The organism is Sphingomonas sp., assembly GCF_051962185.1.
In the GTDB taxonomy this organism is placed as follows: Bacteria; Pseudomonadota; Alphaproteobacteria; order Sphingomonadales; family Sphingomonadaceae; genus Sphingomonas.
Genome location: NZ_JBQCCN010000053.1, coordinates 1 through 13,856 on the forward strand (window position 1 = coordinate 1; position 13,856 = coordinate 13,856).

The following is a 13,856-nucleotide window of genomic DNA, read 5'->3' on the forward strand; positions in this document are numbered from 1 at the left end:
GTGCGAGTCAGGTCGCCCTGCGGCCCGGTGCAATTGATGATCCGCTGCGCGGTCAGCGTTTCGGGAGCGTCGCTGCCGCGCCGGCGCCATGTCATCGTGATGCCGTCCCCATCCTCGACCGCCGAGATCGTCTTGCCCGCCACCACGTCCAGCTGTCCGCGCGCCTGCATCGCGGCGAGCCGGTCGGCGACATGGGGCGCCAGGCGGTGGCGATGGACGTCCCACCACGGGCGCAAATGGCGCAGGAAACGCCCGCGCTCGGTGTCGGTGCCATTGGCCCACATCGATTGCGTGTAAGGACGCAACTCGTCGACCGCATTGCGCCAGCCGATCGCCTCGCCGCGCTCTCGCACCATGCGGACCAGCTCCGACGGCGGCGCGACCGGGCGCTCGGCGAGCTTGGTGACCATCGGTCCCGGCGCATCGTGGCGATGCGGCACCAGCCCGCGCCGCGACAGGGCGACGATCTTGCCGTTGAACCCGCTCGACTCGAGCAACAGCGCGATATCGACCATCGTCAGGCCGGTGCCGATCAGCAGGACGGTGTCGTCGTCCTTCAATCCGAGCGGCACGCTGCGGTCCCAGGGATCGCTTTTGTAGCACGCGTCCGACAGCCCGGCATCGGCGAAGCCCGGCGGATCGTGCGGCGGCAAATTGCCGACCGCGAGCACCGCCGTATCGGCATCGATCGTCGTGCCGTCGGCCAGCGACACGCGTGCGCCCTCACCGACCTGAACGACGTCGGTCACGTCGCCTTGGACGACCTCGAGCCGATCGCCACAGGTCTCCAGCGCCTTGGCGAGCAAGTCGCGGAGATAGGCCCCATAGGTCACGCGCTGCACGAAGTCCGCGCCGGCCTCGGCCTCGCCATGTTCGGCGAGCCAGCGGACTAGATGGTCGGGATCGTCCGGCAGCGCACTCATGTTCGACGCGCGGACGTTGAGCAGATGGCCGGGATAGGCGGCGCCATAGGCCAGCCCCTCTCCCGGCACCGGAGCGCGCTCGATCAGGGTCGCGCGCGGGCCGTCGTGACGCAGCAGGTTGATCGCCTGGAGCGTGCCGGAAAAGCCCGCACCGATAATCGCGACGTGGCGGATCAAATCTCTATCTCCGTTCGCCCGGACTCGTCCAAGGGCGGTAGGTCTTGTTCATGGGTGAGGAAACGGCGCTCAGATCTCGTATTCGAGTTGCCAATCGGGCTCGGTGAACGCCGGCGGGCGCTGCTGATAGGCGGGCTGGCGCGACTTCATCCGTCCATAGAGCGATTTGACGGTGTTGCTCGCCGTTCGCGTGCAAAGGGCCGGCACCACGCCGTGAACGAGACAGGCGAGCCCTCCCCCGATCATTCGGACACCGAAACCGAAGGCCACGCCGGCATGTTCGACATACGATTCGCCGACACTGCGCGGATGGCTCAGGAAGATGCGATCGATCATGCAACCATCTTAGCCGGGTAGGCGCCCTACTGTCACCCGTCTCAGGCTAGGGACCGTCACATCCCCAGCGCCTTGCGCGCCAGTTTCTCCAGTTCCGGATCGAGCGGCGGCGGGTCCATCGGGACGTGCGCTTCCAGCCGATCGGCGATCGCGTTCAGCGCGAAAATCCGCGCCGATTTCTTGTCGTTGCCGTCGACCGCGATCCATGGCGCCCAGCGCGTGTCGGTGCGGCGGAACATCTCCGCCATCGCGTCGAGATAGTCGTCGCGCTTGTCGCGGTTGCGATAATCGTCCGCTCCGGTCTTCCAGCGCTTCCACGGATGTTCGAGCCGGGCCTTGAGCCGCTTGTCCTGCTCTTCCTGGGTGGTGTGAATGAACAGCTTGACGATCGTCGTGCCCGAATCGGCCTGCTGCGCCTCGAACTCGTTGATCTCGTCATAGCCGCGCCGCCATTGCGCCTCGGTCGCATATTTCTCGACGCGCTCGACCAGCACGCGGCCGTACCACGATCGATCGAACACGCTGATATTGCCGTCCGCTGGCAGGCGTTGCCAGAAGCGCCACAGGAAATGATGCGCCAACTCGATCTCGGTCGGGGCCTTGATCGGCCAGACCTCGAAATTGCGCGGGTCCCATTCGGCGGTCAGCCGCTGGATGATCCCGCCCTTCCCTGCCGCATCCCAGCCTTCGAACAGTACCAATGCGCGGCGCTTGTGCAGGATGTGCGCGACCTGGATGTGGGCGAGCCGCTTCTGCACCTCGGCTAGGTCGTCGCCATAGTCGCCATCGTATTTGGCGCCCTTTTCGAAATTCTTGAGATCGATCGTCATGAAACGAGGCTAGCGCGGCGGCCGACAGAGTCGAGTGCGTCACGTGATTATGATGTATGTCTCGACCTTGGCGGAAGAAATGCTTTCCGGTGTGACCGCTCCCTCGGGTGTCGCGATCATGATCGTGATTCCGACGGAATTGTCGGCATCGATCCGGAGACAGCGCGTACCAGGCACGGCCGGACAGGCCTGGATCTGGCCCAAGTGTCCGGGCGATACCACACCGAGAACGACCTGGGTGCAGGACGTGCCTTTTTCGGCGTCGCAGGCCGACAAGGTCAGCGAACCTGCTCGAAGGCGAGCGGCAAGCGATTGCAGTGCGGTATAGCCGGCAACGGCCGCGTCTTCGTCGGGCGCGAAAAATGTTTCGCCCTGCTCATTCGCGATGCACCCGGCATCGCGATCGCGTTGGGTTTGTTCCATCCGCATCGGGCGAAAGCGACGGCGATCAAGGCTGAACGAGGTGGACAATCGCAAGCGATAGGGCCGCAGCGGCGTGTTGGCATCGACCGGTCGGCCATTCGCCGGATCGGGCGCGTAGTCGACACCAAGCTCGTCCCGTTGGCAAAGTCCCGGATAGGAGGTGGCGTACGGCAACGTCTCGAGGGTCGTGCCGCGCAGCACGATGAACATGCCGCGTTCGAATTTGCCCGACGGTTTGAGCAGCGATTCGATGTCGCGCCGCGCTTGCCGGTCCGCTGCTTTCGCCGATAGCGCCTCGCGCTCCGCGGTGCTCAATTCATCGTCCTGCGCGACGGCGGCGCTGGAAACGACCATCAGCGCGCCGAATCCGACGGCGAGGAAGAAGCGTTGCCCGATGTCTATCATCGTCATCCCCTTGTCGCGGACGACTAGAGCATTTTCGAAACGCGTGGAATCACCCGCTGGCTAGGAAATCGCGCCAAACTAAAAACCTGGAGCGGAAGAAGCCACGCGCAAGCCGGCCCGAATGACCATCACCCTCGAGGCGTTGCCTTACGCCATCGTGGTCGGCGACCCGGTAACGTTCCAAGCCATCGCTTTGATGCGGCAACGATCGAGCGGCTGCTCGGGCGACCACCTGCAAAGGCTGCAACCGTCTGACGCGGACGATCAGCCCGCGGCTGGATCCACCGCCTCGGTCACGGGCGTCGCCTTGGTCGCACCGGGCTGGTCGACCAGGCGGATGTTGAGCTCGCGCAAGTGCTTCGCCGTGGCGCAATTGGGCGCGCCCAACATCAGCTCCTCGGCCTTCTGCGTCATCGGGAAGACGATGACCTCGCGGATGTTCGGCTCGTCGGCGAGCAGCATGACGATGCGGTCGACGCCCGGCGCCGACCCGCCGTGCGGCGGCGCGCCGAACTTGAACGCGTTGATCATGCCGGCGAAGTTCGTGTCGACGTCCTGCTGGCTGTAACCGGCAATCTCGAACGCCTTGTACATGATCTCCGGCCGATGGTTCCGGATCGCGCCCGAGGACAGCTCCACGCCATTGCAGACGATGTCGTACTGGTATGCCAGGATATCGAGCGGGTCCTTGCTCTCCAGCGCTTCCAATTCGCCCTGCGGCATCGAGAACGGGTTGTGGCTGAAATCGACCTTCTTCGCGTCCTCGTCATATTCGAACATCGGGAAGTCGACGATCCAGCAGAATTCGAAGCGCTTGTCGTCGATCAGCTCGAGCTGCTCGGCGACGCGGGTGCGCGCGAGACCGGCGAGCTTGGTGGCCTGCGCTTCCTTGCCGGCGGCGAAGAAGATGCCGTCATCCGGGCCGAGACCCAGGCTGTCGGCGAGTGCGGACATCTTGTCCTCGCCATGATTCTTGGCGATCGGGCCGCCCCATTCGCCCTGCTTGCGGGTGGCGTAGCCGAGCCCGGCGAAGCCTTCGCCCTGCGCCCAGCTGTTCATGTCGTCGAAGAATTTGCGGCTCTTCTCGGCGGTCGCCGGCGCCGGGATCGCGCGGACGACATCGCCCGCCTCGACGATCGAGGCGAAGCGGCCGAAGCCCGAACCGACGAACTGTTCGGACACGTCGCTAATGATCAGCGGATTGCGCAGGTCCGGCTTGTCGTTGCCGTATTTCAGCAGCGATTCCTTGTAGGGGATGCGCTTGAACGGCAGCGGCGAAACGGTACGGCCCTTGCCCTGCCAGTCGGCGAATTCCTCGAACACGCCATGCAGGACCGGCTCGATCGCCGCGAACACGTCTTCCTGCGTGACATAGCTCATCTCGAAATCGAGCTGATAGAATTCGCCCGGGCTGCGGTCGGCGCGCGCATCCTCGTCGCGGAAGCAGGGCGCGATCTGGAAATAGCGATCGAAGCCCGCGACCATCAGCAGCTGCTTGAACATCTGCGGCGCCTGCGGGAGCGCGTAGAACTTGCCCGGATGGACGCGGCTCGGGACCAGATAGTCGCGCGCGCCCTCGGGGCTCGACGCGGTCAGGATCGGCGTCTGGAATTCGGTGAAGCCCTGATCGATCATGCGCTTGCGCAGGCTCGAAATCACGTTCGAGCGCAGGACGATGTTGCTGTGCAGCCGCTCGCGACGCAAGTCGAGGAAGCGGTAGCGGAGGCGGATGTCCTCGGGATAGTCGGCCTCGCCGGCGACCGGCATCGGCAGCTCGGCAGCAGCCGACTGGACGGTCACACCGCGCGCGAACACCTCGATCTCGCCGGTCGCGAGGTTGGCGTTCGCCGTTCCCTCGGCACGCGCCTTGACCACACCGTCGATCGTCACGACCGATTCCGCGCGCAGTCCTTCCAATACGGGCAGGGCCGGGGAATCGCTGTCGGCGACCACCTGGGTGATGCCGTAATGGTCGCGCAGGTCGACGAACAGCACGCCGCCATGGTCGCGCTTGCGGTGCACCCAGCCCGACAGGCGGACTTCCTGGCCGACATTGGCGGCGGTCAGCGCGGCGCAGGTATGCGTACGATAGGCGTGCATGAGATCGTCTCTGATTGCGTCGCCCCAGCGAAAGCCGGGGTCTCAAGCCACTGGTGACCAGCTTGCGGCACGAGATCCCAGCTTCCGCTGGGATGACGGTGGTTGGAAGCCGTTGCGCTTTGTCGCCATACAGGCCTTTGTCAAGCGCGCGAGCCTCGCTATGGGGTCATGATGCATATCCATGGTCTGATCGAAGACAACGCCGCCATCGCCAATCTCTGCACGCGGCTCTCGCAATCGCCCTTCGTCTGCGTCGACACCGAGTTCATGCGCGAGAGCACCTTCTGGCCGGAATTGTGCCTGATCCAGATCGCCGATGCGAACGAGGCGGCGGCGATCGATCCGATGACGCCGGGGATCGACCTCCAGCCTCTGCTCGACCTGCTGGTCGACAATGAGGACGTGCTCAAGGTCTTCCATGCCGGCGGCCAGGATATCGAGATCATCTACAATCTGACGGCGAAGACGCCGCACCCGCTGTTCGACACCCAGATCGCGGCGATGGCGCTCGGGCAAGGCGAGCAGATCGGTTATTCGAACCTGGTCGATAGCTGGCTCGGGCTGCAGATCGACAAGGGCGCGCGCTTCACCGACTGGGCGCGGCGCCCGCTCGAGGAGCGGCAGATCACTTATGCGATCGCCGACGTGACGCATCTCGCAGAGATCTTCCCGATGATGCTCGACAAGTTGCGCAAGACCGGGCGCGGCGCGTGGCTCGATCAGGAGATGGAGCGGCTGGCCGATCCCGCCAATTACGCCAACGACCCCGACAATGCCTGGAAGCGCGTCCGCATCGCGGGGCGCAAGCCCGACGTACTCGGGCGGCTCAAGGCGCTGGCGCGCTGGCGCGAGATGGAAGCGCGGGGCAAGAACCTGCCGCGCGGCCGGATCGTCAAGGACGAGACGCTGGCCGATCTCGCCAGCCACCCGCCCAAGAAGCAGGGCGACCTGGCGCGCGTCCGCGGCCTGTCGGCGACCTGGGCTGGCAACGATATCGGCGCGCGGCTGATGGCTTCGCTGGCCGACGCCAAGCCGATGACCAATGCCGAGATGCCGCCGCGCGACGATCGCAAGCCGGGGCTCGGCAAGGACGGCGCCTTGGTCGCCGACCTGCTCAAGCTGCTGCTCAAGATCCGCTCGCGCGACATCGATGTCGCGTCGCGCTTGCTGGCGCGGTCGGAGGATCTCGAAGCGCTCGCCGCGGGGCAGCGCGACGGGCTGTCGATCCTGGAGGGCTGGCGCTACGATCAGTTCGGCCGCGACGCACTCGACCTGGTCGAGGGCCGGCTGGGATTCGCCGTCCGCAATGGCAAGCTCCGCATGACCCGAACGGAGGAAGCGCAGTGACGAAACGCCTGATCGCCGCCTTTGCCCTGACCGCTTTCGCGGTGGCTGCCTGCGCGCCGGTGGCGCCGTTGCCAGGGGTGCCGACGGGCGAATGCTCGGCCAAGGGCCTCGGCGATCTGGTCGGTCGCTATGCGACGCCGTCGCTGGTCGATCGTGCCAAGCGGCAGGCCGGCGCGTCGGTCGCGCGGGTGCTGCGGCCGGGGCAGGTCGTGACGATGGAATATCTGAACGGTCGGCTCAACGTGAATGTCGACGAGAAGAACCGGGTGAAGAGCTTCGGCTGCGGATGATCTGAGCCCTCTCCCGTTTACGGGTGCACCGGGCCGGTCATGCCCCCGGCATGACCTGAACAGCGCGGGGCGCTGTTCACCCGGTGCAGGTTGGGTGAGGGTCTTCTTTCTTCTTCCAGGCGGTTCTTGCCTGGAAGAAGAAAGAAGACCCTCACCCTCCACCGCCTGACGGCGGCGGGCCCCTCCCTCTCCCGCGAGCGGGACAGGGAAATCAGCTCGTGAGCAATGGCGTGCGATCGCACATCACCGCGAGCGCGGCGTGGCGCTTCTGCACCGCTTCGCCATAGAGCGCGACATCCGGCCCCGACAGATGCAGCGTCAGCGCCGCGCCATCCTCGCCCAATTTCGATCGCTCGAGCGGCCCGGCGACGCCGCCCGACAGGCGCTGCCCCAGTCGCATCGCCAGCCCCCATTGCACCGCGCGCTTGAAGTCGGCCGCGGGCGCCAGCTGGGCAAGCGGGGCCGGCGTGTTGGCGCCACCACCAAGCGAGGTCCACAAAGCCTGCGCGATCAACGCCCGCCCGCGCGCGTCGACCGCGACCCAATTGCCGTGGAGCGCGATCTCGACGCCGCGCTCGGCGCGGAATTCGGGATTGGCGTGCCAGCCGACATCGGCGAGCAGGCAGGCCGCGCGGCGCAGGCGCTCCATCGCAGGGGCGTCCTGGAATAGCGGTTCGATCCAGCGGTCGAGCAAGTCGCCATGCTCGGCGAAGCGGCCGAGCCGCCTCCCCTCCTCGCGCGTCGCGACGATCAGCGGGTCCTGGCGCCGCGTCTCGGCATCGAGCGCCTCGTAGAGCAACCCTTCGCGTAGCCCGAAGCTCGATACGATCGTACGGTCGCACTTGAGGTGGCGGAGCAGCGCCGCCAGCAACGCCGCCGCGTCGTTGAGCATCGGTGCGCGTTGCGACGAGATGCCCGGCACGTCCCTCAACGTGCCGCGTTCGATATGGCTGACGCTGCGGACCAGCCGGCTGATCGTCGCCGGCGACATGGCGTAATGCTGGATCACGGGCAGCGGATAGCGCTTCAAATTCATGTCGAGCCGCGCCAGGCTGCGCCACGATCCGCCGACCAGATAGAGCGGCAGGCCCTTGCCCTTGCCGGTCCACCCGGCCTGGTCGAGCAATTTGGCGACGCGGCGGTCGATCGTCCCCTTGCCCTTGGCCCGCAACGCCGCAACGCGCAGCACGCCTAGGGGGAACGACACGCGGTCGCGTATCTCGCCCTTCTTGACTCGTACCAGTTCGAGACTGCCACCGCCGAGATCGCCGACGATGCCGTCGGCATCGGGGATCGCCGACAGCACCCCCATCCCCGCCGCCATCGCTTCCTGCTCGCCCGACAGCAATTCGACCGGCAGGCCGATCCGTGCCGCGGCGTCGAGCAGCACCCGACCATTGGCGGCATCGCGGACGGCGGCGGTGGCGACGGTGCGCAGGCTTTCGACCTCCATCTCCCGCGCCAAGGCGGCGAAACGCTCCAGCGCTTCGGTGGCGAGCTCGATACCCTCGGCCGCCAGTTCGCCGGTCTCGGCAAGTCCGCGCCCGAGGCCCGCCATGACCTTCTCGTTGAACAGCGTCGCCGGCAACCGCGGCGGTCCCTGATAGACGACCAGGCGGATCGAGTTCGAACCGATGTCAATGATGCCGGTGCGCGGCGGCCCCGCGGCCGGGTCGGCCTTGGGCTTGCGGAACAGCAGGGTTGCCATCGCGATCCTAACGCCGGCGCGTCAGCGAGAGTTTCGGGACCGCTCCGCCTTCGAGCGCAGCACCACGCCCGGACAGTGACGGGTTGGTCATGAAATAGCGATGCAGGTTGAACGGTCGCACGCCCGGCTCGACACGGTCGTAAGTCCCGTCGGAATGCAGCACCCAGCTCTGTTCGGTGTCGATCAGATTGGCGACCATGACCTGGTCGAGCACCTGATCATGCACCGTCGGGTTGAGGATCGGCAGCATATATTCGACGCGGCGGTCGAAATTGCGCGGCATCCAGTCGGCCGAGGAGATGAACACCTTGGCGCCGTCATTGGGCAGTGACTTGCCGTTGCCGAAGCACCAGATCCGGCTGTGCTCGAGAAAGCGGCCGATCACCGATTTGACCCGGATATTCTCCGACATGCCCGGCACGCCCGGTCGCAGGCAGCAGATGCCGCGGATGACCAGGTCGATCTCGACCCCGGCATTCGACGCTTCGTACAATTTCTCGATGATCGCGGGATCGACCACCGAATTCATCTTGGCCCAGATCGCCGCCGGCTTGCCCTCATTGGCATTGGCGATCTCGGCGTCGATCAGCGCGGTCAGGCGCGGGCGCAAATCGCGCGGACTGATGCCGACCAGGCTCAGGGTCGGTTCGACATAGCCGGTGACGTAATTGAAGATCTGCGCGGCATCGCGGCCGATCTCGGGATCGGCGGTGAAGAAGCTGAGATCGGTATAAATGCGCGCGGTGACCGGATGATAATTGCCCGTCCCGAAATGGCAGTAGGTGCGATATTCGCCGACCTCGCGCCGAACGACCATCGATACCTTGGCGTGGGTCTTCCAGTCGAAGAAGCCGTACACCACTTGCACGCCGGCGCGTTCGAGTGCGGAGGCCCAGAGCAGATTCTGCTCCTCGTCGAACCGCGCCTTCAATTCGACCACCGCGGTCACCGACTTGCCCGACTCGGCCGCGGCGATCAGCGCGTTGATCACCGCCGATTGCTTGCCAGCGCGATAGAGCGTCTGCTTGATCGCGACGACATCGGGATCGGCGGCGGCCTGCTTGAGGAATTCGATCACCACCTCGAACGTCTCGTACGGGTGGTGGACGACGATGTCCTTGGCCTTGATCGCCGCGAAGCAATCGCCGCCGAATTCGCGGATGCGCTCCGGAAAGCGCGGGGCGAAGGGGACGAATTTCAGGTCGGGGCGGTTTTCCTCGATGATCGCCTCGAGGTCGTGGACACCCAGGAAGGCGCCGCTCTCGGTGACGAAGGCGTCGCCGCCGGCCAGTTCCTCGCGCAGCACCGTGCCGAGCGCCTCGGGCATGCCCGATTCGAGCTCGAGCCGGATCACGCGCCCGCGCCGCCGCCGTTTGATCGCATTGGCGAAATAGCGGACCAGATCCTCCGCCTCTTCCTCGATCTCGATATCGCTGTCGCGCAGCACGCGGAACTCGGCCGCGCCGTGAACCGCGTACCCGGGGAAGATCAACGTCGAGAAACGCTTGACCAGGGATTCGACCGCGACATAGCGCGCCGGCTCCCCCGGCAAGCGCACGAACCGCGCCATCGCCGCGGGCAGCATGAGCAGCTCGCGGATCGTCTCACCGTCCGACGCGCGGACCAGGTCGAAGATAACCGCCAGGCCGCGATTGGGCATGAACGGGAAAGGATGCGCGGGATCGAGCGCTTGCGGTGTCAAGATCGGAAAGATCTGCTCGCGGAAATGCCTTTCGAGCCACGCGGCTTCGTCCGCGGTCACCGCTTCGTCGATCTGACGCGAGCCCAGCACATGAATGCCGGCATCGGCGAGCTGATGCCGCAAATCGCGCCATACCGAGCGCTGGTCTTCCACCAGCGTATCGGCGCTCGCGACGATCGCGGCCAGTTGCTCTCCGGTGGTCAGGCCGTCGGGCGAGCGGCGCTCGACCTCCTGCTTCTGCTGGCCCATCAGCCCGGCGACGCGGACCATGAAGAATTCGTCGAGATTCGAGCCCGAGATCGACAGGAACCGCACGCGTTCGAGCAACGGATGCGCCTCATTGCACGCTTCCTCGAGCACGCGGCGATTGAACGCCAGCCACGACAATTCGCGGTTGAAATAACGCTCTCCGCTTTCCCCGCTTTCGAACGGATCGTCGTCATTGGCGAGGCGCGCGATATGGGCGGGGCGAGTCATTTGTCCTCTGCGGCGGCTGGGTCGGCTGCGGATGGCTGGGCAATGATTCCCGCCTCGGTCAATGTGCCCCGCGCGAGCGGGATCGACAAGCGCTTGCGGCGTTCGAGCACTTCCTGATCGAGCACGTCGACGGCACGTTCCACCGCGATGAAGCTGCGCTCGAGCCGTGCCAGCAGCCATTGGATCAGCTCCGGCCGCGCGTCGAGCCCGCGTCGCAGGAACTGGCGTTCGAGCAGCGCCTGCATCAACCCGTCATCGGGCGGGCCGATCTCCGCCACCGGGCTGGCGGCGAGGCGTGACCGCAGATCGGGGATGCCGACTTTCCATTCGGGCGGCGCGACATTGGCGATGAACAATTGCGGACGTCGCTCGGCCTGGGCGTCGTTCCAGGCGTGGAACAACTCGCGTTCGGGGCGCAAATCGGCATCGTCGACGATCCGCCCCCCGGATCGGCTGGCGAAAATCCGCGCGAGCAGGCTGCGTCCCGATTTGCGCGGTCCGATCAACAGCGCGGTCATGACCGGCCAAGTGCCCCAATGCTCGAGCTGGTGAAAGGCATGGGCATTGGACGGCGCGACCAGAAATTCGTCATCGCCCGGACCGGGCGGCCAAGCCAGCGGCAGGCCGAGCTGCTGGCTCATCCGGTCGGTCGGTCGTCCGACGGGACCGACGGCGGCGGCAGCGAGGGACGCCGGATACGCAAGGTCGTGCCGTTGCGCCCGACCTGGAAGCCCCGCGATTCGAGCGCCGAGGCGAGCGCGGCCGGATCGCCGCTGTAATTGAGCCGCATTACCGAGACGCCACCGATCGCCATGCTGGTGGTATTGGCCCCGCTGACCCCGGGAACGCCGCGAACCGCGCTCTCGATCGACGAGACCGCCCCTGCGGTCGGCGTGTCGAACTGGATGGTGACCGCCGCGCCGCTCGCGGCCGGGGCACCCGTATCGGTGTTCGTGGCGCCCGGGCTCGGCGTGTCGGTCGGCGTCGGCGTGGGAGTCGGCGTCGCCTGCGGTGGCGGGATATAGGCGAGGCTGGGATCGGTTCCGAGCCCGCCGCTCCGCAGCGTCTCCTGGTAGATGGCGTCGATTCGACTGACGCCGGCATCGAGTAGCGCGGGCACGCCTGCCTCACTGTCGACCCGCAGCGCGAAGCGCGCGAGCAGATCGTTGTCAGGACCGTGCCGCGCCTCGAACACCCCCACGACCGGACCGCCCGGCCATTGCCGGTACAAGGTTACTGACGGCACCAGCACGTCTGCGGCGGCATATTGGTCGAGCACGCTGCGCCACCAGCCGCGGTCGCGGCGGTTGGCCTGGCCCTCGTTGATCAACAGCGAATCGGCGCCGGTTCCCGTCGGGCGGACGTAATCGACCGAACTGTCGCCGGCGCGGAACCGCTGCCAGGCATCGTCCCAGGCGGTTTTCTGCTCGAACGCGACCGCGCTGCCGCCCGACCATTGGATCGGGATCAGCAGCATCGGCGACGACCGCGAGACGTCGCCCACCGCGCCCACCAACCCACCCAGCCGCGCGCGGCTGAACAACACGCCGAGCTTGGCGATATAGCGATTGGGGCCGATCTGCTCGTTCTGGATGACGATTCCCGTCACCATCGAATCGAGCACATTGTCCGCGGGCACGCCGCCGCCGCCGCCGAATTTCTGCGACAGCATTTGATAGGCCTTGCGCTGCGCGAGCTTCCAACCGGCGATCCGCGCGGATTCGGCATCCGCCGCGCTGACGTCGACATCGACATTGTCGACCTGATAGCTGCCCGAGGCGTCGATCGGCTGGTTGGTGTCGATCTTGTCGCCGCCGTCATCGCTTTGCGCGGCGACGATCCCGGCACCCCCGGCAAGAGCGATGGCCGCGATCAGGGCGGAGGCGTGGAAGAAACGGCTGCGGCGCATATCGGGCGCCCTTTTGGCGAAGCAGGCGTGGAAATCCAAGCGCGATATCGCTAGTCGCGCTGTCATGAGCGAAACCGACCGCCGCAACAGCCCTTATACCTATGCCGATGCCGGCGTCTCGATCGCCGCGGGCAACGCGCTGGTTCGCGCGATCGGGCCGCTGGCCAAAGCGACACGCCGGCCGGGCGCCGACGCCGATCTCGGCGGGTTCGGCGGGTTCTTCGACCTCAAGGCGGCCGGGTTCAGCGATCCCCTGCTGGTCGCGGCGAACGACGGAGTCGGCACCAAGCTCAAGCTGGCGATCGACGGCGGCCGGCACGACGGCGTCGGTATCGATCTCGTCGCGATGTGCGCCAACGACCTGATCGTGCAGGGCGCGGAACCGCTGTTCTTTCTCGACTATTACGCCACGGGCAAGCTCGACAATGCGATCGCCGAGCGCGTCGTCGCCGGCATTGCCGAGGGGTGCCGCATCGCCGGTTGCGCGCTGATCGGCGGCGAGACGGCGGAGATGCCAGGCATGTATGCAGAGGGCGATTACGACCTCGCGGGCTTCTGCGTCGGCGCGGTCGAGCGCGACCGGGTGCTGACCGGGAAGGACATCGGCCCTGGCGACGTCATCCTCGGCCTCGCCTCCTCCGGCGTGCATTCGAACGGCTATTCGCTGGTAAGGCGGCTGGCGGCCGACAAGGGCTGGAAGCTCGATCGGCCGGCATTGTTCGACGCCGATGTACTGTTGATCGACGCGCTGATGGCCCCGACTCGAATCTATGTGAAGAGCCTGTTGCCGCAGATCGCGGCCGGCCGGATCAAGGGATTGGCGCACATCACCGGCGGCGGTTTGCTGGAGAACATCCCGCGCGTCCTGCCCGACGGCGCGCATGCCCGGATCGACGCCGACGGCTGGGATCAGCCGCGGCTGATGGCGTTCCTCCAGGCGCAAGGCGCGATCGAGCCCGAGGAAATGGCGCGGACCTTCAATTGCGGTGTCGGCATGGCGGTCGTGGTCAAGCGTGAAGACGCCGAAGCGGTAATTACAGCGCTGACCGAGGCGGGCGAAACCGTGCTGTCGATCGGCGAGATCGTCGAAGGGCAACGGGGCTGCACGGTTTACGGCTCGGCGGGTACCTGGAGCGCGCGGAGCGACTGGACCGCGACGCATAATGCGTGAGCTCTTCTCCCCTCCCGCTCGCGGCAGGGGCCGGGGGAGGGCTTGTTGAGATTCTATG

At 66.3% G+C, this 13,856-nt stretch carries 12 protein-coding genes; 3 read left to right on the top strand and 9 right to left on the bottom strand.

Annotation, left to right across the window (positions count from 1 at the left end; translation table 11 throughout):
* The 5 genes from ACTHJR_RS03400 to aspS all read right to left on the bottom strand — a co-directional run.
* Window positions 1–1,100 (bottom strand): FAD/NAD(P)-binding protein (locus ACTHJR_RS03400; RefSeq protein ID WP_440521690.1); only part of this gene is annotated, 1,100 nt, incomplete at its 3' end.
* Between the two features lie 69 nt (window positions 1,101–1,169).
* A complete protein-coding gene (locus ACTHJR_RS03405; RefSeq protein ID WP_440521691.1) occupies window positions 1,170–1,436 on the bottom strand; it encodes a DUF6356 family protein in 267 nt (88 codons plus the stop codon).
* A 56-nt stretch (window positions 1,437–1,492) separates the two neighbouring features.
* Complete coding sequence (locus ACTHJR_RS03410) at window positions 1,493–2,266, bottom strand: polyphosphate kinase 2 family protein (RefSeq protein ID WP_440521692.1); 774 nt, start codon at window positions 2,264–2,266, stop codon at window positions 1,493–1,495.
* 39 nt (window positions 2,267–2,305) lie between these two features.
* Entirely contained in the window at window positions 2,306–3,043 is a 738-nt protein-coding gene (locus ACTHJR_RS03415) for a hypothetical protein (RefSeq protein WP_440521693.1), read from the bottom strand.
* Between the two features lie 315 nt (window positions 3,044–3,358).
* Complete coding sequence (gene aspS, locus ACTHJR_RS03420) at window positions 3,359–5,194, bottom strand: aspartate--tRNA ligase (protein WP_440521694.1); 1,836 nt, start codon at window positions 5,192–5,194, stop codon at window positions 3,359–3,361.
* 171 nt (window positions 5,195–5,365) lie between these two features.
* Between aspS and rnd the strand changes: the two genes are divergently transcribed.
* Both rnd and ACTHJR_RS03430 read left to right on the top strand, forming a co-directional pair.
* Window positions 5,366–6,541, top strand: a complete 1,176-nt coding sequence (gene rnd / locus ACTHJR_RS03425; protein WP_440521723.1) for a ribonuclease D — start codon at window positions 5,366–5,368, stop codon at window positions 6,539–6,541.
* Window positions 6,538–6,831 (top strand): I78 family peptidase inhibitor, encoded by a 294-nt coding sequence (locus ACTHJR_RS03430; protein ID WP_440521696.1) that lies wholly within the window; start codon window positions 6,538–6,540, stop codon window positions 6,829–6,831. The genes rnd and ACTHJR_RS03430 overlap by 4 nt, the downstream gene beginning before the upstream one ends.
* 211 nt (window positions 6,832–7,042) lie before the next feature.
* Here ACTHJR_RS03430 and ACTHJR_RS03435 read toward each other — a convergent pair whose 3' ends face one another.
* The 4 genes from ACTHJR_RS03435 to ACTHJR_RS03450 are packed head-to-tail and all read right to left on the bottom strand — an operon-like array spanning window position 7,043 to window position 12,627.
* Entirely contained in the window at window positions 7,043–8,539 is a 1,497-nt protein-coding gene (locus tag ACTHJR_RS03435) for a Ppx/GppA phosphatase family protein (protein WP_440521697.1), read from the bottom strand.
* A gap of 7 nt (window positions 8,540–8,546) precedes the next feature.
* Entirely contained in the window at window positions 8,547–10,718 is a 2,172-nt protein-coding gene (locus ACTHJR_RS03440) for an RNA degradosome polyphosphate kinase (protein WP_440521698.1), read from the bottom strand.
* Window positions 10,715–11,359, bottom strand: a complete 645-nt coding sequence (locus ACTHJR_RS03445; protein WP_440521699.1) for an HdaA/DnaA family protein — start codon at window positions 11,357–11,359, stop codon at window positions 10,715–10,717. Before ACTHJR_RS03445 ends, ACTHJR_RS03440 begins: the two co-directional genes overlap by 4 nt.
* On the bottom strand, window positions 11,356–12,627 hold the full coding sequence (locus ACTHJR_RS03450) for a heavy-metal-associated domain-containing protein (RefSeq protein WP_440521701.1): 1,272 nt from the start codon (window positions 12,625–12,627) through the stop codon (window positions 11,356–11,358). The genes ACTHJR_RS03445 and ACTHJR_RS03450 overlap by 4 nt, the downstream gene beginning before the upstream one ends.
* A 64-nt stretch (window positions 12,628–12,691) precedes the next feature.
* On the opposite strand from ACTHJR_RS03450, the gene purM reads away from it, so the two are divergent.
* A complete protein-coding gene (gene purM / locus ACTHJR_RS03455; protein ID WP_440521702.1) occupies window positions 12,692–13,798 on the top strand; it encodes a phosphoribosylformylglycinamidine cyclo-ligase in 1,107 nt (368 codons plus the stop codon).
* Window positions 13,799–13,856 lie beyond the last annotated feature (58 nt).

What these genes read in the sequence shown, in the direction of transcription:
- ACTHJR_RS03410 (WP_440521692.1), bottom strand. Translation starts at nt 2,266, where the DNA reads ATGACGATCGATCTCAAGAATTTCGAAAAGGGCGCCAAATACGATGGC.
- ACTHJR_RS03450 (WP_440521701.1), bottom strand. Translation starts at nt 12,627, where the DNA reads ATGCGCCGCAGCCGTTTCTTCCACGCCTCCGCCCTGATCGCGGCCATC.
- rnd (WP_440521723.1), top strand. Translation starts at nt 5,366, where the DNA reads ATGCATATCCATGGTCTGATCGAAGACAACGCCGCCATCGCCAATCTC.
- ACTHJR_RS03440 (WP_440521698.1), bottom strand. Translation starts at nt 10,718, where the DNA reads ATGACTCGCCCCGCCCATATCGCGCGCCTCGCCAATGACGACGATCCG.
- ACTHJR_RS03435 (WP_440521697.1), bottom strand. Translation starts at nt 8,539, where the DNA reads ATGGCAACCCTGCTGTTCCGCAAGCCCAAGGCCGACCCGGCCGCGGGG.
- ACTHJR_RS03415 (WP_440521693.1), bottom strand. Translation starts at nt 3,043, where the DNA reads ATGGTCGTTTCCAGCGCCGCCGTCGCGCAGGACGATGAATTGAGCACC.
- purM (WP_440521702.1), top strand. Translation starts at nt 12,692, where the DNA reads ATGAGCGAAACCGACCGCCGCAACAGCCCTTATACCTATGCCGATGCC.
- ACTHJR_RS03405 (WP_440521691.1), bottom strand. Translation starts at nt 1,436, where the DNA reads ATGATCGATCGCATCTTCCTGAGCCATCCGCGCAGTGTCGGCGAATCG.
- ACTHJR_RS03445 (WP_440521699.1), bottom strand. Translation starts at nt 11,359, where the DNA reads ATGAGCCAGCAGCTCGGCCTGCCGCTGGCTTGGCCGCCCGGTCCGGGC.
- aspS (WP_440521694.1), bottom strand. Translation starts at nt 5,194, where the DNA reads ATGCACGCCTATCGTACGCATACCTGCGCCGCGCTGACCGCCGCCAAT.